General features: G+C 37.2%; 19 protein-coding genes. 10 read left to right on the top strand and 9 right to left on the bottom strand.

Annotated features, from left to right (window positions below; genetic code table 11):
• Window positions 1-77 precede the first annotated feature (77 nt).
• A complete protein-coding gene (locus GVN22_RS24690; RefSeq protein ID WP_166553679.1) occupies window positions 78-1,421 on the bottom strand; it encodes an APC family permease in 1,344 nt (447 codons plus the stop codon).
• A gap of 488 nt (window positions 1,422-1,909) precedes the next feature.
• On the opposite strand from GVN22_RS24690, the gene corA reads away from it, so the two are divergent.
• Together corA and GVN22_RS24700 are read left to right on the top strand one after the other, a co-directional pair.
• The gene (gene corA / locus GVN22_RS24695) at window positions 1,910-2,854 is read left to right on the top strand and encodes a magnesium/cobalt transporter CorA (protein WP_166553680.1); all 945 of its coding nucleotides are present in this window, start codon (window positions 1,910-1,912) and stop codon (window positions 2,852-2,854) included.
• Between the two features lie 774 nt (window positions 2,855-3,628).
• Window positions 3,629-4,702 (top strand): mechanosensitive ion channel family protein, encoded by a 1,074-nt coding sequence (locus tag GVN22_RS24700; protein WP_166553681.1) that lies wholly within the window; start codon window positions 3,629-3,631, stop codon window positions 4,700-4,702.
• 538 nt (window positions 4,703-5,240) lie between these two features.
• Here GVN22_RS24700 and GVN22_RS24705 read toward each other — a convergent pair.
• Window positions 5,241-6,605, bottom strand: a complete 1,365-nt coding sequence (locus GVN22_RS24705; RefSeq protein WP_166553682.1) for an HAD-IB family phosphatase — start codon at window positions 6,603-6,605, stop codon at window positions 5,241-5,243.
• A gap of 305 nt (window positions 6,606-6,910) precedes the next feature.
• Here GVN22_RS24705 and GVN22_RS24710 point away from each other — a divergent pair, with 305 nt between their 5' ends.
• The 3 genes from GVN22_RS24710 (at window position 6,911) to GVN22_RS24720 (ending at window position 10,341) form a co-directional block, all read left to right on the top strand.
• Window positions 6,911-7,603: a hypothetical protein gene (locus GVN22_RS24710; protein ID WP_166553683.1), complete on the top strand. Its 693-nt coding sequence runs from the start codon at window positions 6,911-6,913 to the stop codon at window positions 7,601-7,603.
• Window positions 7,604-7,918: 315 nt separating this feature from the next.
• Entirely contained in the window at window positions 7,919-9,322 is a 1,404-nt protein-coding gene (gene fumC, locus GVN22_RS24715; protein WP_166553684.1) for a class II fumarate hydratase, read from the top strand.
• Window positions 9,323-9,510: 188 nt separating this feature from the next.
• Window positions 9,511-10,341: an inositol oxygenase family protein gene (locus GVN22_RS24720; RefSeq protein WP_166553685.1), complete on the top strand. Its 831-nt coding sequence runs from the start codon at window positions 9,511-9,513 to the stop codon at window positions 10,339-10,341.
• Between the two features lie 299 nt (window positions 10,342-10,640).
• Here the strand turns inward: GVN22_RS24720 and GVN22_RS24725 are convergent, their stop codons facing one another.
• The 7 genes from GVN22_RS24725 to GVN22_RS24755 all read right to left on the bottom strand — a co-directional run bounded on the left by GVN22_RS24725 (window position 10,641) and on the right by GVN22_RS24755 (window position 21,505).
• Entirely contained in the window at window positions 10,641-10,976 is a 336-nt protein-coding gene (locus GVN22_RS24725) for a helix-turn-helix domain-containing protein (protein WP_095167360.1), read from the bottom strand.
• Window positions 10,977-11,457: 481 nt separating this feature from the next.
• On the bottom strand, window positions 11,458-12,279 hold the full coding sequence (locus GVN22_RS24730) for a universal stress protein (protein WP_166553686.1): 822 nt from the start codon (window positions 12,277-12,279) through the stop codon (window positions 11,458-11,460).
• Between the two features lie 221 nt (window positions 12,280-12,500).
• Window positions 12,501-13,709 carry a nucleoside permease gene (locus tag GVN22_RS24735; protein ID WP_166553687.1) on the bottom strand — a complete coding sequence of 403 codons (1,209 nt, stop codon included), beginning with the start codon at window positions 13,707-13,709 and terminating at the stop codon, window positions 12,501-12,503.
• 273 nt (window positions 13,710-13,982) lie between these two features.
• Window positions 13,983-15,383 carry a hypothetical protein gene (locus GVN22_RS24740; protein ID WP_166553688.1) on the bottom strand — a complete coding sequence of 467 codons (1,401 nt, stop codon included), beginning with the start codon at window positions 15,381-15,383 and terminating at the stop codon, window positions 13,983-13,985.
• An 11-nt stretch (window positions 15,384-15,394) separates the two neighbouring features.
• Window positions 15,395-16,285: a hypothetical protein gene (locus GVN22_RS24745; RefSeq protein WP_166553689.1), complete on the bottom strand. Its 891-nt coding sequence runs from the start codon at window positions 16,283-16,285 to the stop codon at window positions 15,395-15,397.
• A gap of 143 nt (window positions 16,286-16,428) precedes the next feature.
• Window positions 16,429-17,457: a hypothetical protein gene (locus GVN22_RS24750; protein WP_166553690.1), complete on the bottom strand. Its 1,029-nt coding sequence runs from the start codon at window positions 17,455-17,457 to the stop codon at window positions 16,429-16,431.
• A gap of 625 nt (window positions 17,458-18,082) precedes the next feature.
• Window positions 18,083-21,505: a PAS domain S-box protein gene (locus tag GVN22_RS24755; RefSeq protein WP_166553691.1), complete on the bottom strand. Its 3,423-nt coding sequence runs from the start codon at window positions 21,503-21,505 to the stop codon at window positions 18,083-18,085.
• Window positions 21,506-21,679: 174 nt separating this feature from the next.
• On the opposite strand from GVN22_RS24755, the gene rsmA reads away from it, so the two are divergent.
• From rsmA to GVN22_RS24780, 5 genes are all read left to right on the top strand, one after another.
• Window positions 21,680-22,495, top strand: coding sequence for a 16S rRNA (adenine(1518)-N(6)/adenine(1519)-N(6))-dimethyltransferase RsmA (rsmA, locus tag GVN22_RS24760; protein WP_166553692.1), 816 nt, complete (start codon window positions 21,680-21,682; stop codon window positions 22,493-22,495).
• A 2-nt stretch (window positions 22,496-22,497) separates the two neighbouring features.
• On the top strand, window positions 22,498-23,541 hold the full coding sequence (locus tag GVN22_RS24765; RefSeq protein WP_166553693.1) for an AI-2E family transporter: 1,044 nt from the start codon (window positions 22,498-22,500) through the stop codon (window positions 23,539-23,541).
• A gap of 362 nt (window positions 23,542-23,903) precedes the next feature.
• A complete protein-coding gene (mgtE, locus tag GVN22_RS24770; RefSeq protein ID WP_205691031.1) occupies window positions 23,904-25,271 on the top strand; it encodes a magnesium transporter in 1,368 nt (455 codons plus the stop codon).
• Between the two features lie 194 nt (window positions 25,272-25,465).
• The gene (gene dtd, locus GVN22_RS24775; RefSeq protein ID WP_166553694.1) at window positions 25,466-25,918 is read left to right on the top strand and encodes a D-aminoacyl-tRNA deacylase; all 453 of its coding nucleotides are present in this window, start codon (window positions 25,466-25,468) and stop codon (window positions 25,916-25,918) included.
• Between the two features lie 34 nt (window positions 25,919-25,952).
• Window positions 25,953-26,279, top strand: a complete 327-nt coding sequence (locus GVN22_RS24780; protein ID WP_095167493.1) for a nucleotide pyrophosphohydrolase — start codon at window positions 25,953-25,955, stop codon at window positions 26,277-26,279.
• The last annotated feature ends 298 nt before the right edge of the window (window positions 26,280-26,577 follow it).

Below are 26,577 nucleotides of genomic sequence, written 5' to 3' on the forward strand. Positions count from 1 at the left end.
TTTTCCCTTTTTCCCTTTTTCCCTTTTTCCCTTTTTCCCTTTTTCCCTTTTTCCCTTTTTCCCTTTTTCCCTTTTTCTTATATCTTCAAATTATCCATCGCTTTTTTCAGAATATAATACAGCGGTAAGCCACCCAAAAATAAGCCAATGGCTGTTGGTAAATTCTCCTTATTTTCGACTAATGAACTGATGGCCACTATGGCATATATTACAATAAAAATGACAGGAAAAAGGACTTTCCCAAAACCAATTGTATATGTTTCGCCTAATATTTCCTTGCTTTTTTTTCTGAGTAAAAAAATCGTTGCGGCCGAGGTAATCATACCTACAGAGTCACAAAACATCACATAGTTTAATAACTCTTTAAAGGAATCTGCAAAGAATAAAAAGAGTACCAAAAACGAAGCAAAGACCGTCAAAGCAAATTCTTGTACTTGTGATTTATCGTTTTGCTTTTTGAAAACTTGTGGTAAAACCCCATCTTCTGCCATCGCAAAATACACCCTTGGATTAGTCAGCATAGCAGAGTTGACAAAAGTTAGCACCGAAATAAAAAGTAATACCGAAGTAAATTTGAAGCCTATTTCTCCAAAGAAAACCTTTGCCAAATCAGCAGTCAGTGATTTTGACTGGGCAATACCTTCAATGCCTAATACCTTGTAATACGCAAAATTGATGGCTAAATACAAAAACATAACCAAGCTACAACCAATAAAAATACCTTTGGGCGTATTGCGTACAGGATTTTCGATATCAGTACCAAAATTGATGGTTTGTTGGTAACCTCCGTACGTAAAAAAGATAGGAATAAAACTTACAGCCAAAGCCTTGAGGTAGTCTGTAAACTGCCATGATTCTTGAGTAATAGCAAAATTGGTATGGCTCACAGGAGCAGGATGTCCTGCAAAAATGGTCAGAATCAACAAAGCCATAAGTACCATTTTGATCATCGACAAGAGATTTTGGGTTTGTGCCGAAAGTCTAATACCAACAAAATTGATGATATACAAAATAACGATCGTTGAAATCGAAGTGATTTTTATCCCCATCGGATTCTGAAGCGAGGCTGGCATAATGATAGGATTGATATACTCAGCGCCCACTATAGCCACAATAGAAGTAGCTCCTGCGTTTGAAATCACTAACATCCAGTTAACCATAAAAGCAAAAGCTGGGTGATAGCAGTACGAAAATATTTTATAAAAACCGCCCTTTACCGCATATCTCGACCCAATTTCAGCATAAGTAAGTCCACCGAAAAAACTCACCACACCTCCTAATATCCAAGCCAAGAAAAAAATGGAGGGACTTTGTGCTGATTTGGCAACTTCAACAGGATTACGAAAAATTCCCATTCCAATAATGAGACTTACCACAAGCATAGTGGTATCAAACAGATTTAGTTTGTTCTTTGCAGACATAGTTTGAGGATGAGCGTACGACGAGTACTTGGGTTAATTTAGTTTGGTTTAGGTAACGAATAACAAGCCTTATCGTACAGATAAGAATAAAAAGTTAGAACTTCTTATCACTTTAAGGTTTCGACAAATTGTTTTTTACCCATGAAAAAGAAATTTACTAAATTCTCTTCAAAAAGAGAATAGTCCAAAAGTTGAGTAAATGGCTTATATAAATTGAGCGCAACGACAAATAACACAATACACTAATAACCAGCAACTTAACCAGCATGCCTATTTTGTAAACTTTTGAAAAGATAGGATTTTTCTGAGTTAATACCCTACAGTACCCTCCAAAAACCCGTATATTGCTTGTATTAATGTAGGATGTTTTATATTTTCAAAAGCTCATTAGTAGCTAACCTAAATCATAAACTATATCTCGGTTGCCCAAAGGCGACGAGTGTTGAACAAGTCTTGGATACTACTCCAACGCCAAAACAACTACTGACATGGTAAGAATCTTTTATAAGGAGAAAAAACAAATCAGAAAGGAAAATGATGTGAGAATGCTCTCACAAATTCCGAATGTGATTTGGGTGGACTTGCAATCGCCGAGTCCCGAAGAGGAAGAATGGATAGAAAGCAAATGCCAAGTTAGTTTTCAGACCCCGCAAGAAATCGTAGAGATTGAAAGTAGTGCCCGTTTTTTTGAACAGGGCGATATGATGGTAGCCAACTCTAATTTTTCTAAAATTGACCAGCATGGCTATCATAGTTATCCTGTTTCGTTTTTGATAAAAAATACCACGCTTTTTACCTATCGTCAGGGCGATTCAAAAACCTTTGCTGATACCGTAAAAAAGATGCGTGTATATGTAGAACCTTTTGAGACAGGTATTGATATTTTCTTGTTGTTGCTCGAAACTCGCATCGAAGCGGACGCCGATTTGTTAGAAAATATGTCACGCGAGATTACCAATATCAGTAAGTCTCTTTCTAACGAAAAAAAACCAAAACAAGAAATACTCCTCAAAATCAACACCTTACAAGAAAATTCTATGATGCTTCGTGAAAGTATCATCGATAAACAGCGAGTATTGTCGAGTATTCAACGAAGTAGATTATTCCCAGAAAGCTATCGTGAAAGATTAAGAATTGTCTTGAAAGATATTAGTTCATTGACCGAGTACACTACATTTAATTTTGAGCGTTTGGAGTATCTTCAGGATACGTTTACAGGTTTGATTAACCTCGAACAAAACCAGATTATTAAAATCTTTACGGTTGTAACCATCGTTTTCCTCCCTCCTACGCTCATCGCTGGGATTTTCGGGATGAATTACCAAGTGATGCCAACCATCTTGCATCCTTATGGGTTCTATTTGGCATTGATTCTAATGATGCTTTCGTCCACCGCAGTACTTTGGTTTTTCAAGCGCAAACATTGGATTTAGTGAATAGTGAAACAACGATGGCGGATATGGGATTGCAGCAATAAAAGTCTCTTTTTGAATCCTATTTTTACTAGTTCAAGACTTAGTCTTGGACTTATTGTTTTATACAGTTTATAAACTGAAGCAAAAGCTAGTCCGAGACCAAGTCGCGAACTAGGCAATAATGCAATCTTATTTTGCCCTATTACCTATTTCACCATAAATGAACGAATTTTACCTATTTCCGAAATCAGCAATCCTAAGTCTGCAATTGTTTGAAGACTTTCTTATAATGTGATTTGGGGCTTTCTGTTTAATGAAATCTCAAAGTTATTCTTGAATTTTGATAATCTAATTCGATTCTAATTTTTTATTAATTGGACTTTAAGTCTAGTGTATTCTCTTTGTACTATCAAACGTAAAGAAGCGTTAAGTAATCATACAACAAGATTTCAAATTAGCTTAATTTACTGATAATTAATCTTTTAAATTCATAACTCGCAATTCTGCATAAATACTTAGCTAAGTAGTACATGGTATTTTCAGAAAAGATTTTCCTACGTATTGTGCAAACACAAACGATACTACTTGAGTGTATTCTTTAAAGTTTACATCGTATCAAACTAAAACGAATCAATTGCTAAAAAGCAATTTTGACAATCAAAACTCAGCACTCCTACTTATAAAAGACTTTTCCACTATTTTATCGTATATATTTTATCTCAGGTAAATGCTTGAGCCTAATTTCTTATTTTTCAATCTATCGCTTTTCTACTCAAGCGAACAATTTTTAACATGATGATACAATCAAACTGGATTATAATAGTATTTCTTTTAGGCTGGATTTGTGCTGGTGTAGGTATTGCCAAAACAGTCCAAACCATTTGGCGAGGACGTGTAAAGTCCGCTTATGGCAACTTCGATACGATGCACTCTGAAGCTAGTTTCAATGATATTTTATTGGTAAGCATCCACAACAATATAGTGCCCTTACTAGCAGCAATTTTCTTAGAAATGGGCGTTGAATATTACAATAAAGAACTTGGTCATTATCAAATCTATGCGGGAAGAATTGCTCATATTTTTCTCATTTTTAGTATTGCCAAAGCCTGTGCTAATTTTTTCACAAGCTTGGCGAATCAAAAAATGCCGCAAGTAAATGGGTCTGTACCAACGTCCTCTATTATTACTAATATCATTCGAGTAGCCATCTATATTGGTGCATTAGTAATGATTTTACAAAGCGTTGGGGTTTCAGTTGCACCAGCACTTACAGCACTGGGAGTCAGCGGCTTGGCTGTAGCATTAGCACTACAAGACACCTTGTCAAACCTTTTTGCAGGTTTGCAGTTATTAGTATCAAAGAAGATTCGTCCGCAAGATTATGTACAGCTTTCAACAGGTGAAGAAGGCTATATTGAAGATATTACTTGGCGAAATACTACGATTAGAACTATGGCCAATCATATTGTGATTGTTCCCAATTCGAAGATTTCGACCAATGCGCTCAAAAACTATTATTTCCCTGATACCGAAACCCCTGCAACCGTCAGCATTGGTATTTCATACGATTGCGATTTGGAGTACGTAGAAAAGGTTGCTATAGAAGTTGCACAAGCAACGATGAGTCGCTTGGAAGGGGCAGTCGAAAATTTTACACCAATAGTAAGATTTAATTCTTTTGAAGAGTCCTCTATTAAAATGACTGTTATTATGAGAGCTAAAACTTTCAGCGATCAGTTTCTCATCAAACATGAGTTTATGAAAGATATTCATAAAAAATTTAGAGATGAATCTATCGAGATACCATTTCCGACCAGAACGATGATTATGAAAACGCCACAGGAAATGGCAGTGCATGAGGAATAGAGGAAATTTTACGATTGGGAATTGCTGATGTCGGAAATATGGAAAAATACGGTTATCCAACATCTGTACTCCGCACTCAAAACTCACCACTAAAAACGATTTGTTACCTTCCACTAAATATAGAGTGCTCCCCAACTGGGGAGCATTTCTTGTTTATGAGAGTACTGTACGAAGGATTTCAAGCAATTTCAGATTTGGGATTTCTGATTTCGGAAATGAAATACCTTTATTTTTCACAAAATATAGAAGCCTACACTTCCGAAATCCAGCATCCGATATTAGTACTACACTAAGGTTAAAGTTTTGTTGTTAAAATAAAGTTGTGGTAGCGGCAACCCTTGCGGTTGCCCAACTCAACATGGCAATCGCAAGGGTTACCACTACCGCAAAAATGCTAAGGATAAGAACGCTTTTGAACAACATAAAATCCTTCGTACAATACCAATGTAGGATGTTATATTTCGAAAGTGCAACCTACCTTTTTAAGTTATATTCCACTTCCGAAATCAGAAATCCCAAATCTACAATAGTTTTGAGCCTACTCTACATACGCTAGCATTGGCTCAAAACTTCTTTCTCGGAGTACCACATCGGCCACTAATTCTAACGCAGGATGACTGGCACAAAATGAAAACCCTAAGCCTGCTTTTTGTACCATACACATATCGTTTTCACCATCTCCAATCACCATTATATCATCGAGTGTCAATCCCAAGGCAGCTGAAATATGAGTAATCACATGACTTTTACAATAATCATGTTTGCATTTTGCTTCGTGATGTCTAAAAAAAGCAGAAGGAATTTTAACTTCACCAGTCGTATTCCCTCGCCAAAACTCAAGGTCATTTGCCATCGTAAAATCCAATTGAAATCGGTGCATCAGGTGGTTCGTTACCAAACTATAACTATCGCTCACAATCCCAATCACACAACCTTTTTGCTTCAACGCCTGAACTGTTTGCTCAAAATCTGGCGTTATTGGAATCATGTCCAATACTTCGATAATTTCAGCAATCGTATGTCCTTTCATTAATTTAGCAATCTCTTTGGTTCTAATTACAGGATTGACATACTCAAGGGCAATTTTCCGAAGGGCTTTTTCAAAACCAAAATGACGTGCCGCAGTTTGAATAAAACTATCTGATAAAATTGTGCGATCCATATCAAATACCACCACCTTGTGTTTGAGTGCAGGATTCAGCTCTGCTCGAAGCCCACTGATTACCGACTGATGTGGAACAGAATGATAAGTCATATCAGCTTCGGCACGGTTCATTATAGCACGAGTTACCTCTTTTGCCATATTTCCTAATGATTGCAATGGCTTCATTTTGTTTTCGACATAACCAATATTTACCTCAGCAATTCTGGCACTGGCATGATACATATCTATGAGCAAGCCAATATCTACTCCATAATCATTTTCAAAAATGATATTTTCCAAAAAGCTTCTTTTACCTGATACAATTCCGCTCAATGGTTGTGAAAATTGATTTAACTCAGGAAAATAAATATCCAATAATGGCTTTGCCAACAACTCGGTTACACGACCAGCTTGCCTATCAAAACATGATTTTACAAAATCAACATTTCCTTCTATCAAAGGATTTGCCATCAAATCCACAATGTCTTCAGGATAAGTCGGAATATCGGCATCCAGAAAAACTAAATAGTCTCCCGTGGCAAACTTTACTCCTTCTTGCATCGATATTCCCTTGCCTTGCTCAGTACTTCCTATTACGCAAGCACCCGAAAGCAACGCTACCGATACGGTATTATCAGTCGAATTATCGTCTATAACCAGGACCTCTTTGGTGAGGCGAGAATTGAAGGCTTTTCTGATTACTTCCGAAATGGTAGCCTCTTCGTTCCAAGCAGGTATTACTACACTTACATTTTTCATAAATCATTCATTTTAAGTGATATAAAACTGTTTTCTCAAAATGTCGATTTTACATTACATACACCTTACATAGGTATTAGAATAGCCTTAAAGGTACAGTGCTATACAATTCTAATAAATTTCTAATCTTTTACTAATGATTTGCTGATACTTGGCTTGTAAGTTTGTAGTGTAAAATAGATTTTACTCTAATACCTAAAAATTAGAGTAGTTTTTTTAACGATTACACTTTATACAATATAATACAATTGCCTATGAACTAAGCGTTTACTATTCTTTACTTAAAAAATATAAAATTTAAGCTTATGAATATTAAACGAATGTTCCTTGCCTGTGTCCTATTTGTAGGATTAACTCAAAGTAATTGGGGTTATAGTCAAAAAGTTAGTGAGAGTATGTACGAGGGCAAACCAGTACTAAGCTCAAGTACCAAAGGTGCTAAGAAAAGCCTATTAAAAGCATGGTCTGATTATTTAGAAAACAGTTATCATGCAAAAACTAGGCGCAGAAGCAATAAAGTTATCGCCGACGACGTTGTTTTTAGTGATATTACTACTGCGACTGTAAATAGTATATTATATGTTGAAGAAAGTAGAGTGGAGAAAGGAATATTTAATGTATATTTGTACACAAACTCAGTAAGTGAAAAAGCCTCGAGTCAAACCTATACTCCAGAGGAAGTTTTGAAGCTTTCAAGCAATTTAGAAAACTTCTTATCACGCTACCAGTACAATTACCTTTCGGGCCTTTTGCAAGAAGATAGTAAGTCTTTAGATAAAAGCCAGAAAAGTCTCAACAAACTCCTAATCGCAAACACAAAACTTGAAAAACGCATTGAGCGTTCATTGCGAAGCATTGCCAAAACGCAAGAACAAATAGATGCTGACAAGAAATCAATAGAAGAAAACAAAGCTAAAGTGGCTGATTTGCAGCAACAAATCAACCAACAACGCTCAAAGATATTGGATCTCGAACAAAAACGAGACCAGAAGAACTAATTTAGTTAAGGTGAAAAAAGTGGAACACCACTCTCTTGTTTTTAATTAAACAAGAGTTATAATCCCAGGTAAATATATGGTTACCTGGGATTTTTGTTTACTCAAATATAGGGATTTTCTACTAAGTAAAAACATTTGATAAGTAGTTTTTTTGTAAAACATCCCGAAAAAGACCCCTCTCGTCGCACCTATCGATTTTTACCACAAAAAAATAAAAATCATTCTCATTCAACTCATTTGTAGTGTACCTTTGCGTGATTTATTCTTCCTATAACGCAAGTTTAGCGAAACCAATTACCAATTCTCAATTTGACAATGGAATATAGAATAGAAAAAGACACGATGGGTAAGGTGCAAGTGCCTGCCAACGTTTACTGGGGAGCTCAGACCCAACGTTCAATCATGAATTTCCCGATTGCTCAGGACATCAACAAGATGCCGAAGGAAATCATCAAGGCTTTTGCATACCTTAAAAAAGCAGCAGCGTTTGCTAACTTCGACGCTGGTGTATTGCCTGAAGAGAAAAGAAACCTTATCGCTCAAGTATGTGATGAGATTCTTGAAGGTAAATTAGATGACCAATTCCCATTAGTGGTTTGGCAAACAGGTTCGGGCACTCAATCAAACATGAACTGCAACGAGGTAATCGCTTACCGTGCTCACGTAGTAAATGGAGGTTCATTGCTTGACGAACAAAAATTTGTTCATCCAAACGACGACGTAAACAAGTCACAATCTTCAAATGATACTTTCCCAACTGCAATGCACATTGCAGCTTACAAAATCTTGTTGGAAGTAACCATTCCAGGTATCAAAACACTTCGCGATACACTAGATGCTAAAGCTAAGGCTTTCAAAGATGTTGTAAAAATTGGTCGTACTCACTTCATGGACGCAACTCCATTGACTTTAGGACAGGAGTTTTCTGGCTATGTATCTCAGTTAGATCATGGTCTGCGTGCCATCAACAACACTTTGGCTCACTTATCAGAGTTGGCTTTGGGTGGTACTGCCGTTGGTACAGGTATCAATACCCCAAAAGGTTATGATGTAAACGTAGCTAAACACATTGCTGACCTAACAGGTTTGCCATTTGTTACTGCTGAAAATAAATTTGAAGCTTTGGCAGCTCACGATGCTATCGTTGAAGCACACGGCGCCTTGAAAACTGTAGCAGCTAGCTTGATGAAAATCGGTAACGATATTCGTATGTTGTCTTCAGGTCCTCGTTCGGGTATTGGCGAAATCTATATTCCAGACAACGAGCCAGGTTCGTCAATTATGCCAGGAAAAGTAAACCCCACACAATGCGAAGCTATGACAATGGTAGCAGCTCAGGTAATGGGTAACGATGTAGCTATCAATATCGGTGGTTCGATGGGTCATTTTGAGTTGAACGTATTCAAACCAGTAATGATTTATAACTTCTTGCACTCAGCTCGTTTGATTGGTGATGTTTGTGTTGCCTTCAACGACAAGTGTGCTGTGGGTATCGAGCCATTACACGAAAATATCAAAAAACACGTAAATAACTCGTTGATGTTAGTAACTGCTTTGAACACAAAGATTGGTTATTACAAAGCTGCTGAGATTGCTCAAACAGCTCACAAAAACGGTTCAACATTGAAGGAAACAGCTATTGCTTTAGGATACCTTACTGCTGAAGAATTTGACCAGTGGGTAAAACCTGAAAACATGGTTGGTGAAATCAACGTGTAGTCCATTTTTATGGTATTTTTCTAAGAAAAGCCTCAAATCATATATGGTTTGAGGCTTTTTATTTGTACTTTATTTTGAAATCGATTTCACAAAATATTTCATGTTTTTTCAGAAAATCTTCAGTAGCTTAGTATAAAATATTCCTTTTCGATGAAAAACAGGTAAATAAACAAGAAAAATATCATACCATGGAAGATGTATTAGTGAAAGAAAAATCTGAGTTTCGTAACTACGACCAAGGCGACATTACTGCTGCCGTAAAAGAGCACTATCGCAAAATGCGCACCAGACAAACTTACGATTATGTACAGGCAATGAAGAAGAAATACCTTACTTTCGACAAGCCTATGCACTTGTGGGAAGCTATGGAAAAGTTGAATGCCTTGATTGATGTAAGTGACCCAGATTTGAATTTACCTAACGTACAACATTTACTACAATCGGCTGAAGGTATGCGTGCTGAAGGTCGTCCAGACTGGATGCAATTGGTAGGCTTGATTCATGACCTTGGCAAAGCTATGTACCTTTGGGGCTCAGACGAAGATGGTACTTCACAAGCAGAACAATGGGGCTTGGTAGGTGATGTTTTTGTGGTTGGTTGTCGCTTCCCTGATTCTTGTGTTTATCCTGAGTTCAACGAATTGAATCCTGATATGCACGACGAAAGATACAATACCGAACTTGGTGTATATGAAGAAGGTTGCGGTCTTGACAACTTGCATTTAGCATGGGGACACGATGAGTATTTATATCAGGTTTTGAAAAACCATAAAGATAATGCCATCCCTGAAGAAGGTATGGTAATGGTACGTTACCACTCGTTTTATCCTTGGCATACAGGAGGTAGTTATACAAAACTATTAAATGAAAAAGACGAGCAGTACAAAGAATGGATTAAAGATTTCAACCAGTACGACTTATATACTAAATGTCCAAAAATCTATGACCTTAACGAAATGAAAGAATACTATTTGCCAATTGCAGAAAAGTATCTTGGTTCGGGTCCGATTTATTGGTAATAAGAGGTTACCAGTTAATGGTATATTTGTTATCTGAAGGCACTGACAATCAATAGGATACTTTCAAAGATATATTATTAATTGAATCTTTTTTAATACTTAAAACTAATAGCATTTTCAGTTTTTGTAACTAACACCCAATTTGCTATTTTGTCTAAAACCACAAAAAGCCAAACAATGTATATTGTTTGGCTTTTTATATGATTGGCTGACTTACAAGGATATACGTCTTTCAATTAGCAATTTACCGTACAAACCTAACCTAACGTTCCTCTTATCGCTAAGAAGTATTGCTCGGATTAAACCTCGCTTTCGGTCAACTTAGCTAATAACTTCGCTTGCAATTCTATAATCTTACGTTGCATATCCAAAACCTCTTCAGTTTTCAACACCACATATCCTGCTTGTGTTTCTTGTACGTCAGAAATATTTTGGATTTCAGATTCTCCCATCAAATAAGCTACAGTCACGTTTAATGTACGTGCCATACGTATTAGTTGAGAGTATTTTGCATCATTTCGGTTAAGAATGGCATGAAGCGTTGCCTCTGTAATATTAGATTGAATAGCTAATTGAAGAAGAGTCATCCCCCTCTCAGCGATTAGTACCCTGATTCTATCTTCAACTCGTTTCATAGTGCGTTGTGTGTTTTCATTAAAAAAGTTTTAAGATAAGTATATAAGATTTCGGAATTAAAGGGTGACTGTATTATTATTAGTGGTAAAAAATAATCAGTTACATATTGTTATCTCTTCATCTCTCGATAAATCTCCCATTTGAACTATTTACCCAATTAGTCTTAGGGAAAAGTTACTTGTGTTTTTGATACATTGGCGAACACAAATATAAAAAAAAATATTATCAAGCTAGAATTGCTTAACAAAAAAAGGATATATGTACTTACATATATTTTTATACAATTCTAAGAGTTTTTAAAAATACTAGAATACATTGATAAAATTAGACAAAACTTCACTTTATCATTTGCTAATTAATGAATTAGTAAAAATCCGTCCTTCGGAATATAGATTCTAAAGGACGGATTACTTGCAAAAAAGGTATAGAAAGTTAATAGTAGCGCTGGTATACTTAATATTCTGAGGGTTATTAAGCTGATTATGACAGTGTCATGACTGGTATATCAGAGTGATTAACGACATCTTCGGCGATACTTCCTTTAAACCAATGAGTCAAACCTGTGCGTCCATGTGTGTACATGAGAATTAAATCGGCTTTGATTTGATGAGCACTATCCAAAATTCCTTCTTCAATATTGGCCCCATCCCAAATATCAAAATGGTAATTTTTTAATTTGAGTTTTGTTGCCACCTTCTTCATATCCTCTTTGAGTGCTTCATAATTGATTTGTCGCATGGCATTATCAACGTACACAAAATGGTACTCTATTTCTGGCATATTCAACCACTTGAAAGCTTTCTTTATAAAGTCGGTATTTTCCATGTCGGTTGCAACTAACACTTTTTGAATGCGATATTCCTGCTGATTTCCCTTAATGACCAATACAGGACAATTGGCATGACGCACGACAGATTCAGCATGTGAGCCACCAAACATTTCTTTGATACCAGTAGCACCTGTAGACCCCATCACAATCAAATCTGCCTTGTGTTTCAGTAACGTGGATTCAAAGTTCTCTACGCTTTCTTCTACAACTGCTTTGATATTCAAGCCCAAAAACTTTGGATTGGTAATAACAGTATCAAGCTCTTTTTTAGCATCGTCTAAAACACCTTTCCAGGCTGTGTCAAAAGGAACCGCCACACCCATCGAATAATACGTTCCTAAGCTTGCTGAAGGAAATATTTTGACTTGCAATAAAGTAATCTCAGCACCGTTATGTCTAGCCAAATCGGCTGCTACATCCAATGCTTTTAATGAAATTTCACTAAGGTCGGTTGGCACAAGAATCTTTTTCATAGCTGTATTGTGTTTTGTTTTGTTACGGTTTGGTTTCCTTTATTGGACTAAGAAATTCGCCTCAATCTTTATTCTTTCTTATTTCCTTTTTCCTTAACAAATTTTACCCAAAAATCTGAAAATCAACATGATAAGCATTGGTACTTTTGCTGATTAATATCAAAATAAAAGCCCTCAGAATGCATTGATTCTGAGGGCTTTCGGCTATATCTTACTAAGTCTTATGCTGCTTTAGTTTTGTTTTCACTGAAGAATACAATAAATAGCACTAATACAACCGCGGCAATACCCGCTGGCACCATCCAAACCGATGTCCAATCATGCGTAACTACACCCGAAGCATCCGTTGTAGAAAATTTATCCAACACAATACCTGAGATTTTTGAACCAATACCCATACCAATACCGTAAGTTGCTAAGGTAATTAAGCCCTGTGCGGAGTTCTTGATTTTGTCACCAGCTTTATTATCTGTATAGATTTGACCAGTCACAAAGAAGAAGTCATAACATACGCCATGTAGTACAATCGCTAAATATAAAATCCATTCTGAGCTAATACCATCACCGTAACCAAAGCATATAAAACGAATAATCCATGCTACTAATCCAACAATAAGCATCTTTTTGATACCAAATTTTGACAATGCAAATGGAATCAACAACATGAAAAATACCTCCGATACCTGTCCTAACGACATTTTGTTTTCCACGCTACTCATGTGCGATTCTGTCAACGAAAGGTTAGCATGAGCGTAATAGAATGACAATGGAATACAAACTAATACCGATGCGATAAAGAAAATGGCATACGAACGGTCTTTAAACAAAACGAATGCCTCTGTACCTAAAATTTCGCCTAATGAAGTAGCCTTAGTTGTTGCTTTTGGAGGAGTATCTGGTAAAAAGAAAGCAAAAATACCTAAAGCCAAAGATGTAAACATTGAGATTTGGAAAATAGTAACCTTGTCACCAATGGCATAATACCCTACAATATTGGTTACGACAATCCAAGCAATCGTACCCAATACACGAATCGATGGGAATTCTTTTTCTGGATTTTGCATTTGGTTCATGGCAATCGAACTCGATAGTGCCAAATTTGGTGCAAAAGACAGGGTATAGGCCAAAATATACCAGAAAAATGCATCTGGATCTTTCGTCTGAATCAAGAAATAAAGTATCGCTGCGCCAATGATATTAAGTACACCCATTACTTTCTGTGCCGAGAAATAACGGTCAGAAATCATTCCCACAAAAAATGGGGCAATAATAGAGGCAATTGAAAAAGTGGCATAGGCATTCCCTGTCTGGTCACCGCTAGCACCAAGCCCAACGATTAGGTATTTACCCATTTGACCATACCATGCTCCCCATGTAAAAAACATCAGGAACATCATAACCATCAATTGAATTTTTGTAGTAGTACGCATTGTTATTTTTTATAGTTTTTGTTGGATAGAGGAGACGGCATTGGGTGTACACTCGTACGAGCACGTTTCTCCTAATTCTTCAAATATACGATTTGAGTCCGATTTTTTTATATGGATTTGGAGAATACAAGACAGGAATCAAGGAAATGTATAATGATGGAAGGTTTATAAGTTTGAAAACTCAATAAAAAAGAAAGTCCAAGTCTGAAGACTTGGACTAGTTGCTCTTAATACTTTCAATTAGCGGGAGAATTTATTCACCCGTAATCTGCTCTATTTAGCTGAAGGAATATTCTTTAAAGAAGTACAAATCACTTTGTCATCTTTAAAGCATTCAGGGTTTCTTTTTATCAGCTCGGCTTTGTAGGCCGGCTTTTGAGTCCCGTATATGCTAGTAATATCTGTTTTATTTTTGGCAAAAATCAAATTCACCACGCTATCTGCCGTTTGATTCTGAATCGTACTATTTTTGAAAGTATAGGCTATATCTTTTTCTTTCAAAACTGATTTTGGCAAAGGATTCAACGGTGGAATTTCGACCTTCGGAGGTACTACTGGAATAGGCGTAGGTGGTGCTGGTGATACCGCTACAGTTGGAGTCGTAGCTACAATATTATATCGCTCATATTCTCGGTAGCCCGCATATCCACAGGTAAGCAATAAAATGATGGACAAGCCTCTCCAAAATTGATATGAGCTTAGTATGGAAGAATCCTCCTCCTCAGGATAACTGATATCGGGTGATTCGAAGGGATTATCAGTTTTGGGCTTACTGCTGGATAATTGTTTGAGTTGTGCTTTCAACTCATTATACTTTTTGACTAAGTCATTGTGTTCGGCGATGAGCTTATTTTGATTTACTTTTTTCTGAAAAATAGACATATCCCAATTTCTTGGAGCGGTTTCTTCAGGAGTATTCTTTTCAGGTAAAGTACTTTTATTTTTCTGAAAAGAAGTGTTTTTACTTTTCTGTTGTTCAAAACGTTCTATTTCCTTCGCTGCTTTTCTTTTTTCTATTTCTGCTAAAAATTGCTCAGAATTGATGAAAGTATATAGACCTTTTTCAATCACATAATTGGCAATATCAACCGAGTCAGTGAAATAAATAGTATCAAAATCGCTTAGTAAATAGGCACTTTTTTGTAAAAACAGATTTAATTCAGACGTCAAATCACAATAAACTACCAAAAAACTATTTCTTGTTTTTTGAAATAAAGTGGCGTCTAAAGCCTTGAAATTCAGGTCAAGCTTGTTGAGGTCTTTGGGCTCACGAACAATCAATTCGTCTGAATGCTTCACTTGAAGCACATTGTTGATAATATTACGCTTTTCGGCGATAATATCAGCATGAAACTCGTCGAGACATGAAATCACCAAAGGCTCTTCGCAATTGGTGTTGAAAAAAGTAATACTCGACCCAATAAAAGTACCTCCTCTATCGGAATGCTGTTCGCGTGCAAACGAATATTGAGTATAAGATAAAGCTTTGGCACCGTTGGCAACTTCTTTTCTTATCGAATACAAATTTGCCTTAGGATAAATCGTAATCGCATTGGTATTGAGGTCAAATGACTTCAAATAGCGAGAATTCGGGTTATTTAAAAAAAAGGTTTGCTTAAATCCGTTAGGAATTCCAAAAGTACCAAAAGCCAATAAATCAATCGAAGTAGACATAGTCAAGCGGTTTATTTGCCAAAAAATCTTTCCCAGAATGTACCTTCATAGTTGATATCGACACCCACAATGCTACGATACAACCATTCGGACAATACTTTTGCAGTTTGGAGGTTCAACTTGGTTAGTCGCTCCTCTCCTATCGAGTTCTTCTCGATATGTCCGATTGTGTAAAAAGATTTATTTAAGCCATAAGTATCCATACGTTGGCTAGTCATAGGCATACGTTCACGAATAAAATTATCGAGCTGTTCGACACTCGACACACCCATCGAGCCCGACTTATCCCATTTGGATACTACTAGAATAGCATTGACTGATTTCAGACTTTTTCCTTTTCTTTCGAGTTCGTTCAAAAAACTCATCATCAAAGCATCATCATTGTGTGCCGTGTCATAATCAGTAACCAAAATAAAATTAAGAGGAATATTGGCATTCAAATATTCATCGATACTACTATGATAATTGCCTCCACGACGAATTTCGTAGTGATTTTCACCAGAAGTTTCCAAAAACGTCAGCTTAATAGGTGGCACTTTTTTTGATTTATTATTAGGCTCAAAAATTAAATCAATGCGTGTCACACGGTCACGAGTGGTACGGTTGGGTAAAACCCCTTTTCGAATATTATCTAAAAAATCAAATAGTAAAACCTCTGCTTCTTTGCTATTGGGCGTATCAAGTTTGGGACGTAAAACACCAGCTTGCGAACTTAAATAGTACAACATCGAAGACAAAATCACCGACTTCCCACTTTCGGCAGTACCAAAGAAAAACACAAAATTACTATCCTGCATCTGTATCGAAGGAGACGTAGTTTGTGCCATAGGTACAAAATCGCTGTCGTTATCCATAGGCGATTTGGTACTGATGGGAGTTAATATTTTTTTATCGTTATTCATGGAGAAAAATTAAGTTAATATCATTTGCAATAGGCATTAGGCTTTCGGCTATGAGCATTCGGCAAAAAGTATTTCTCATGAATCAATAGAAGGTTTTCTGCCTAATGCCTACGGCTTATTGCCTAAAGCAGACGAATGCAATTTTAGTTATTCGGAATCAATACATTTCCACTTCTTTTGTGGGTAAATACACTTCCGCCATTGTTATTATTATCGCCTGGTTTAGTAACCAATAGCAAAATAATAGGGATGATAAAATCGAGAAGAATACAACCTAACAACACGACTAATTGATATACGCCAAAGTTTTGAACCGCGTGGTCGAAAGCATAACCGATTTTGCCAATATCTTGCGTATTTGATTCTTTAGGCTCAAATTTGAATTTTTCTTCGCCTAAAATATTCGTGGCTTTTTGGCCAAGCTTGTTGTATTCTGCCAAAGATTGGTCAATAACGCCTTGTGCTTGTTCGTCTTTGTCCTTTTTAGGTAACAGTAATATCTCCTGAATCTTATCGCTCCATTTCTTAGTAGCTGCACTCAAATCTGTTTTTAACTTAGCTTCCTCTGGCGAAAGGTCAGAAACGATACCATCTATTTGTCGACCCATACGGTCGGCCAAATCGGCGTAGTCATTACCTACAGGACGAAGAATATCAACTTTTTGACCCAATAATTTTTCCAAATCCTTTATCAACATACGAGCACGATTTCCCATTCCAGGATTTCCTTTGTCCTGAATCTGCTCCATCAATTGCTTTTTCTTAGTTTCTACATTCTGAGCAGTCGCTTTATCATATTTATAGTTGAATTTGGCATTCACATCCGCTTCCAGCTTGTCGAAACGAGCGTTAATATCGCGCAGTTCGGCAGTGTAAATATCCGTGCGCATGAAACGTGTGTACAAGGCATTGAAGTTTGCCATAAAGCAAAATAGTGCAATAAACGAATACACTGCCATTAATTTGCCTGTTGGGCGACCCGTAAGTTTGGCTTCACGAAGCAACCAACATAGGTAAAGTAACAACAGGGACAATGCAAGCGAAATAACAATAGCCGCATGACCAAAAATCTGCTCTAATCCTTGCCAAGTTTGATAAAAGCTCACACTTACCAATAGTAGTGCTAAACCTCCCAAGAATAAATCAGACGCAGTGATTCTTTGATTTCCCATAAATTTTGACTGTTTGAATTGTAAAATTTCACCTATTACAAAGTGAACCAAGTTTATTTTGTTTGATTGAAAAGATGCTATCCGTTAAGGGTATTATTGTCATTAGGAGTCACTCAAGGTCAAAGAGTTAAGTCTCCGATTTGGCACAAAAACACTACTTTATTTCCTATAGGACAAAATAGATAGTTGGCGATAGTATAACGTCTGATACTTCGAAAAATTGGTTGAATTTCAGAAGAATACAAAACCCGTTATGTATGTCTAAATTAGGCGTTGCCCAAAGACTGTTATACAATTAAATGATGTATGCCAATAAATGCTCGTTGGATGGTAAAATGACTAGCTCAACATTCGGAGTAAATTGAATATTGTTAGAAAATGCTGGAAGAAAAGAGATATTGGAATAATATAGATACATAATTATACAAGAGATAAACGTGAATAGTCGATAAATTGATTTATCTCTAAATATAACGCCAGCCAGCCCCTCAAAGGCATAGGTAAGATAAGGTTTGGGATGAATTTAGGGTTTTATGGGGTGAATAATCACTCTTCTTTTGATAATCAATGCTTCAAATAAAAAAACTGCACAAGTCTTTAAGTTCTTGTGCAGTTTTGATGATTACTAGTTTAGCTTTTTATAAGCTTCTTTGAAATGCTCAAATTCGGTTTGTAAAATTTTCATTTCAGACTCAAAATATTGAAAATCACAAACTTTCGCTTTGACTTCAATATGCCTTGTTATTTCATGCAAGCGTGAAGCACCGAGTGTTCCAGAATTACCTTTGAGGGTATGAAGTTCGCCTTGCACTTTTTTACAGTTATTTTCATAATATCCTTCTATCGCATTTTGAATCTGCTCTTCAGCTTCAGCCTCAAATCCTTCTAAAATCGAAGCAACAAATTCCATATCTCCACCCACACTATCTGATAGTTGTTTTATAATGTCGGTATCTATCACTGGGAAAATATCAGATACATGAAAATCCGAAATGAGCGATACTGTTGCTTCTTCTGCTTTTGGTTGCTCTACAGCCGGGACTTCTACCTTTGCTGGCACTTCAACTTTTACCTCCACTACAGGCTCAGGCTTTATTTCTATTACCTTAGGCTGTTGTGGGCGCTTACTGGCATTTCGGTCAATCCATTCTTGCACTTTTCTGACCAAAATTTCTGCTCTGATGGGTTTTGCCACATAATCATTCATACCTGCTGCCAAGAAACGATCACGGTCTTCTTTCATGGCATAGGCCGTCATGGCAATAATTGGTGGAATATCCATAGAAAGCGCTCTCAAATGCTGAGTGGTTTCGACACCATCCATTTCAGGCATTTGAATATCCATAAAAATCATGTCATACGCACGGTCAAGATGCGAGGCTTCTACCAACTGAATCGCTCGTGTACCGCTATCAGCTGTAATGACTTCACAGCCTGATTTTCGTAAAATTTCACTGGCTACTTTACGGTTTGTGGCATTATCGTCGACCAACAACAAGTGAGGATGATATTCTTTAAAGTGATTTACTACTTGGAATTGCTCTTCTTTCTTTTTCACCGAAACAGGACTAATATCAGTCTGCTTAATTTCGATAATAAACCAAAAAGTACTACCATGTCCCCAATCAGACATAACGCCAATATCCCCTTTCATTAAGCGACAAAGCTCTTTTGAAATAGCTAAGCCCAAGCCTGTTCCACCAAATGATTTTTTGGTAGAATTGTCTACCTGCTGAAACGCATTGAAAAGCATTTTAAGATTTTCTTGGGTAATACCAATTCCTGAGTCTTTTACCTCAACTTTTATTCTATTGAATTTACCTCGTTTTTCAAGTAAACTCACATTGATATCTACCGTACCATTTTCAGTAAACTTCAAGGCATTTGAGGTAAGGTTTGATAAAATTTGTAGTAAACGAGTTTCATCAGCAATGACATATTCTGGAATATTTGACCCAAAATTGCAGTGAATTCGGTTACCTTTATTAGCAGCGATTTGTGAAAATAGCGCCAATAATCTATCAAATACATCCTTGAAAACGATAGGCGCTTCATGCAAGACCATTTTACCAGCCTCGATTTTCGCCAAATCCAAAATATCATTGAGGATATGTAATAGCGTTTCAGATGATTTTTTGATGGTCAATACATAATCTTTTTGCTCTTCGTCAAGCGAGGTATCATTGAGCAAGTCAATCATACCGATGACACCGTTCATCGGCGTACGTATTTCGTGGCTCATATTCGCCAAGAAACGCTCTTTAACTTTCAACGAACGTTCGGCTTCGTCTTTGGCTTTTACGATGTCTTCTTGATACTTTTTGAGGTCGGTAATATCACGTCCAATACCTGATACTTCTTCAATCATCCCGTTTTTAAGCAAAATCGGATTCAGGTAAATTTCTACCCACTTCTCTTCCCCTTCGACGGTTTCGAGCTGAATTTCGAAATGTTGTTTTTCGCCTCTAAAAGCTTCTTTATATCTTTCTTCAAGCACCTTACGGTCTTCTTTCGTGACCATTTGAAAGCCTAACTTTTCGGTACTTAAAGTCAACTGCGGACGTACTTTAATTCGGTTCTCTAACAAACGAGAGTATTCTTGATTAAAAGAAGTCAGCAGCATTTTGCGATTGACCGACCACATTAAGTGCGAACTACCTTCAAAAATGGCATTCAAACGAGCCGTTTCGCGAGCTAAGGCATCTTCTGCTTGTTTACGAGCAATGGCCAGCGCCACCTGCCCTGAAATAAAGTCGAGCAATTCCAAATCTCGTTGCTCATATTTATTTTGACGCTCATACGATTTCACCCCGATAATACCTGTGGTTCTGTCACCAATTTTGAGCGGTACGCAAAGCATGACCTTCGGCACTGTTCCGTACAGGTAAATCTGTTTTGAACGCCCCAGTTCCTCGATTTGCTCGTCATACAGCATCAAAGGACGATTGGCAGCAATCGCATATTCTGTCAGACCGTTGCCCAGTTTACGTTTGGTAAAATGTACACGATTGTCAAAATACTCATCGACGTAATACGGGAAATACAAATAGCTTTGCTGAGGGTCGTATTGAGCAATAAAGAAGTTTTTTACGTCAATTACTTCACCTAATTCTTTATGAATATTGGAATACAAATCATCTAAATTGGTCGAATTGATAGCAGCTTGGGCAATACTTGCATAAAGTTTGGATGCACGCTCGGCACGAACTTTGGCAGTTGAGTTGTGGAAAATACAACGAAACGCAGTGGCTTTATCACCTTCAAAACGACAGTTTACCGAACCTGACAAATACAAACGACGACCATCTTTACGGCGGAAGACTGTTTCAAAATCGGCAATTTTTTCCCCATTTTTAATTCGTTCAAACTTCTTGAGTGTTTCCTCCGCAAAATCAGGGTGCAACACATCACGAAGATTGAGACTTGCCAGCTCATCAGACTCATAGCCCATTTTTTCTTGCCAAGACTTATTGACATACAAGAAACGACCCGAAATACTGATGATTTGAATTAAATCGGACGTATTGTTTACTAAATCCTGCAACTGCGAATTGGAGCGAGAAAGCGCTTCTGCCACCTTTTTGCGCTCAGTAATATCCTCGCCAATGATTGTCAGATATTTTACTTCGTCAAAATCATTAAAAATCACAGAGTTGAGCTCCACATGACGCATTTGCCCATTTTTGGCAAGCATCGTTCTTTCTTTTTGGTCAAATACTCCCCCATTTTCCATGGCAGTGCCAAAAGCCAAAATACGCGCATTGCGCTCGCCTTCTGGAACCAAAAATTCAAAGAAGTTTTCCCCAACTAATTCTTCAGATGTATAACCTAATAATTTAGTAGCATAGCTATTACAAAAAACAATTGTACCGTCCTCTTCCAAAATCATCCCGAAGAGGTTCATACTATCAACGGTTTTACGTAAATCAAAAACCGTATTCCCAGCCACTGAATGTGCTTTTTCGTTACTCTCTAAGACATGAAGTTCTTTCTTGAGGTGACGAATTTCTAAAATTAATTCTTCTTTTGTTTTGTGAGACCAACGCATAATTAATCGGACTAGAGATTAGGAGATTGTAATTAGATAAATCATTCTATTGATTTTCTCGGCATCATTATACCTTAAAAGTACAAAATTCGGCGTAATTTTATGGAATAAATTTACAGTTGCGTCATGTGGTGTGCTTAGGCCTACTACATCGCCAAAAGATACTAGCATAATTTGGACAAGGTAAAAGCAAAAAAGAACCTAGGTCAGCATTTCTTGCGTGACCTATCGGCAGCTCAACGTATCGTAGAGCTGATGTCTTGCCACGGAGGATACAAAAAAGTCCTTGAGATTGGCCCGGGCATGGGAGTTTTAACACAATATTTACTAACACATAAAGAATACGAAACATCTGTTGTCGAACTTGACAGAGAATCTGTAGAGTATCTTAAGGTGCATTATCCTGAATTGACTCCAAGAATTCATTCTGCTGACTTTTTGCGTTTGAATTTGAACGAACTGATGGGCAATGAAATTTTTGGAATCGTGGGGAATTTCCCATACAATATCTCTTCTCAAATCTTTTTTAAGGTTTTAGAAAATAAAGATATGATTCCTGAAATTGTAGGAATGCTCCAAAAAGAAGTAGCAGTACGTATTGCGTCAAAACCTGGGAATAAAGACTATGGTATTTTGAGCGTATTGCTTCAGGCTTTTTACGACATCGAATACAGTTTCTCTTTGGGACCAGGGGCTTTTGATCCACCGCCAAAAGTAAACTCAGGTGTAATTCGTTTGCGTCGCAACGGAGTTACAGACTTGGGCTGTGATGAGAGAAAGTTTTTTGCCGTGGTAAAAATGGGCTTCAATCAGCGCCGTAAAACTTTGCGTAACGCCTTGCGTGCGATGCAAATAGCTGACCACCCTTTACTGAACAAACGTGCAGAACAATTGGGCGTAGCGGAGTTTGTGGAGCTTACAAATATGATTGGCACCAAAGTTATTGAAAGTCCTGAAACGGAAGAATCAGGAAAAGAAGAGCAAGAATAATTATGAAATTTGACGTTTTATCCAACACCCTATTAAGACAAATAGCCCTCATCTTGAGTATCTTATTACTCGGAGGCTTATTGTTTGTGCACCTCGACAGCTTTATTCCTGCGCTGTTGGGAGCATACACGCTTTATATTTTATTAGGAGGTTGGGTAAAAAAAATGGAGGCAAAATGGAAAATGTCCAGAATCATCGCCATTGTTATTGTGATGCTTGGTTCTTTTTTGATGTTTTTGCTTCCGATGTATTTTGTTGGTCAAGTTTTATTCCATAGTCATACACTTGCTTTGGATCAATACAGTTCGTTTTTTAAAGCGGTAAAAGGCTTTGTAGAGCAAATTGAAATCAAATATCAGGTAAACTTATTAGATGAAAAGTCGCTTGACAAGGTTTTTTCATGGCTCACACAAAGTGCTTCAAAACTCATCAATGGAGCTGTTAATGGTATAACGGGCATTTTCTTGAGCTATTTGATTTTGTATTTCATGTTGCGTGAAAGAGAATTACTAGATAAAACACTTATCAAGATTTTTCCGCTCAATCAAGAAAACTCCGAACAGCTCTTGGGCGAAGTCAACAAACTGGTATTTTCTAATGCCATCGGTATTCCTGTGATTGGGATAGTTCAAGGGGTTACAGGTTTGTTAATTTATTTAATTTTGGGCGTTCCCAATGCCATTTTATGGTTTCTAGTGACTTGTATTGTTTCTATGATTCCTATTTTGGGTTCGGCATTGGCATATATTCCTGTTTCTATTTTATTGTTTGCCAACCATGACAACGTTAGAGGCTTAATTATGCTACTCTATGGCTTTTTTGTGATTGGTTCAGTAGATAATATTTTTAGAATTTGGTTACAAAACAAATTAGGCGACACTCACCCTTTGATTACGCTTTTTGGGGTAATCGTAGGGGTACAACTTTGGGGGTTTACAGGGCTCATATTTGGGCCTATCTTATTCTCTCTTTTCCTATTGTTGAGCACTTATTATGGAAGAGAGTTTCAGGGTAAGGATGAAAATAACCCTTCGAGTTTAATGTAGAATTGTGGATTTGAGATTTCTGATTTCGGAATTTCCGCTATTAATCCTGTACGACAAATTAGTTTTGTCTACAGAACAAAATTGCATTGATACGCTTTAGGACATAAGCCTTAGGCGATAGGCAAAATGTTATTCATTATTTTATTAGAAATACTTTTAGCTTATGGCATATAGCCTAATGCCTATTGCGGGTAAACTAATATCTTTCGTACAGCCCTAATCTGCTATGCATTAAGCGTTATGAGCTAGGCTAAACTGTCGAGCAACATTCTGCCGAATGCCCAAACATAGCCCAAACCTCCACTTGGTCTCTTGGTGCCTGTTCTCTTTATCCCTTTATTTAAACTTTTATAAATTCAGCAATGGAATTAACAAATCAACATCTGCCTTTTGAGCTAACGAAAGAATACCTAGAGAAGATACAGGCAGCCATTTCGGAACATAACAACGAGTTTATTCGTACCGAAATGGAAGAGCTATTCCCTGCTGATATTACGAATATTTTGTATGAGCTTGAAGGAGAAGAAGCTCATTATCTGGTTACGCTACTCGATACCAAACTGGCTGCCGAAATTATCGTTAATCTCGACCCAGACGATCGTAAAAAATTCCTCAAAAACTTTACATCACAACAAATCGCAGAATATGTTGACCTGCTCGACTCAGATGATGCGGTAGACATACTCAACGAACAGCCTGTGAATGTTCGTGAAGAGGTTATTGCTTTGGTTAGCGACCGTGAGCAAGCTCGCTTTATTATTGACTTATTACATTATGATGAAGATTGTGCAGGTGGTTTGATGCAAAAAGAATTAGTGAAAATCAATGTAAAGCAAAGTGTAACTGAGTGTGTAGAAGAAATTCGCCGTCAGGCAGAGGATGTCGAAAATGTGTATTCGGTGTATGTCGTAGATGATGAAGGAACACTTTTGGGAAGGGCTTCGCTCAAAAAAATCATTTTAGCAAAACGAGGCTCTAAGATTGCTGATATTTTTACTGATGATATTGTTTCTGTAAAAACTACTGCTACGGGCGAAGAAGTAGCAGATATTATGCAAAAATACGATTTGGATGCTGTGCCTGTAGTCAATATTCAAGGGCGCTTGCTAGGTCGTATTACGATTGACGACGTCGTGGATTTTATCACCGAACAAGCGCATGAAGATGTACAAGCCATGGCGGGTATTTCTGAGGACGTAGAAGAAGATGACTCGGTATGGAAGTTGGTGCGTTCGAGACTACCTTGGTTATTGATTGGTATGACAGGAAGTTTTTTAGCCGCCAAAATCATTGGTGTTTTTGATGGCGAAGTAGCCAGAACTCCTGCCTTAGCTGCCTTTATTCCGTTGATTGGTTCAACGGGCGGTAATGTTGGAATTCAGTCGTCGGCTTTGATTGTACAAAGTTTGGCCGACAAATCAGGTATTGATACTTCGCTGACTGAGCGTTTGAAAAAAGTTTTATTGGTATCACTCCTCAATGGACTCATTGCTGCGACATTTGCATTCTTGGGAACATTGGTATTAGAGCATGAAAATACCATTTCATTGGTTATGTCACTTTCGATTTTCTCGATTGTGATGCTTGCTTCTTTTATGGGGACAATTACACCTTTAGTACTTAATCAGTTTGATATTAACCCTGCCGTAGCCTCTGGTCCATTTATTACTACGACCAATGACTTATTGGGTTACGGTGTGTATTTCCTGATTGTTTATATGCTCATATAAGTTATCAGGCATTAGGCAAATAGTTAAAAAAAATACACAACCGCAGACATACTTTTGTCAAAAGCCCACGGTTGAAAGCCGTAAGCTAAAAGTATAAAAGCATTTCTCATATAATTATAGAAGCTTTGTGCTTGCCTAGCGCCTACGGCTTATTGCCTAAGGCATATTAATTAAATTCCTTTTTCTAAAAATTCATGATTGCAGTTATACAACGAGTATCCGAGGCATCCGTAACGATTGATAACCAAGTAAAAGGTTCTATCAACGCTGGCTTTATGATTTTACTAGGTATTACTCATACCGATACCCAAGAAGATGTAGAATGGCTATCAAAAAAAATCGTCGGTATGCGTATTTTTTCTGACGAGGAGGGTAAAATGAACCTTGATCTGAAGGCTATTGAGGGAGATATTTTATTGATTAGTCAGTTTACGTTACACGCTTCTACAAAAAAGGGAAATAGACCAAGTTTTATCGAAGCTGCAAAACCTGATATGGCTATTCCTTTGTACAAAAGCATGATTGTTCAATTGGAAAAAGAATTAGGTAAAATTATACAAACTGGCGAATTCGGAGCAGATATGAAAGTCGCACTCATCAACGATGGTCCAGTGACGATTGTAATTGATTCTAAAAACAAACAATAAACGTTGGAGTTTAGATAGTAAAAACCTTATCAAAATGACCATCAAAGAAGCTCAAGAAACCGTAGACCAATGGATTAAAACCATCGGCGTTAGATATTTTAATGAATTGACCAATATGGCCATGCTTACTGAAGAGGTTGGCGAAGTGGCGCGTATTATTGCCCGTCGTTATGGTGAACAGTCTGAAAAAGAGTCTGATAAAAACAAAGACCTCGGCGACGAAATGGCTGATGTATTATTTGTATTGATTTGTTTGGCTAACCAAACTGGTGTGGATTTGACAGCGGCGTTAGACAAAAACCTTGCGAAGAAAACACAAAGAGATGCTACACGCCATCATGAAAATGAGAAGTTAAAATAATTTTACCCGCCTTAAGCTCTAGGCTTTATGCGGTAGGATAAAAGTTAAATAATATTTCGCATGAAATAATTGAGGCTTTTTTGCCTAATGCCTACGGCTTACAGCATAAAGCGTAGTAAGGCAATTTTATTTTGCATTAATACTTAAATAAGTGGGTAAAATGAAATTAATTTTTATTGGCTATAGGCAATAGGCTACTATACCCAGCTTTTTTAAGTAGGCATATTTTTTTGATAATGAGACATTTGCATTTTTATCCATCTTAAAAAGCTGAATATTCTATTCTCAATAGCTGTAT

It is taken from the genome of Cellulophaga sp. BC115SP (assembly GCF_009905545.1).
In the GTDB taxonomy this organism is placed as follows: domain Bacteria; phylum Bacteroidota; class Bacteroidia; order Cytophagales; family Spirosomataceae; genus Flectobacillus; species Flectobacillus rivi.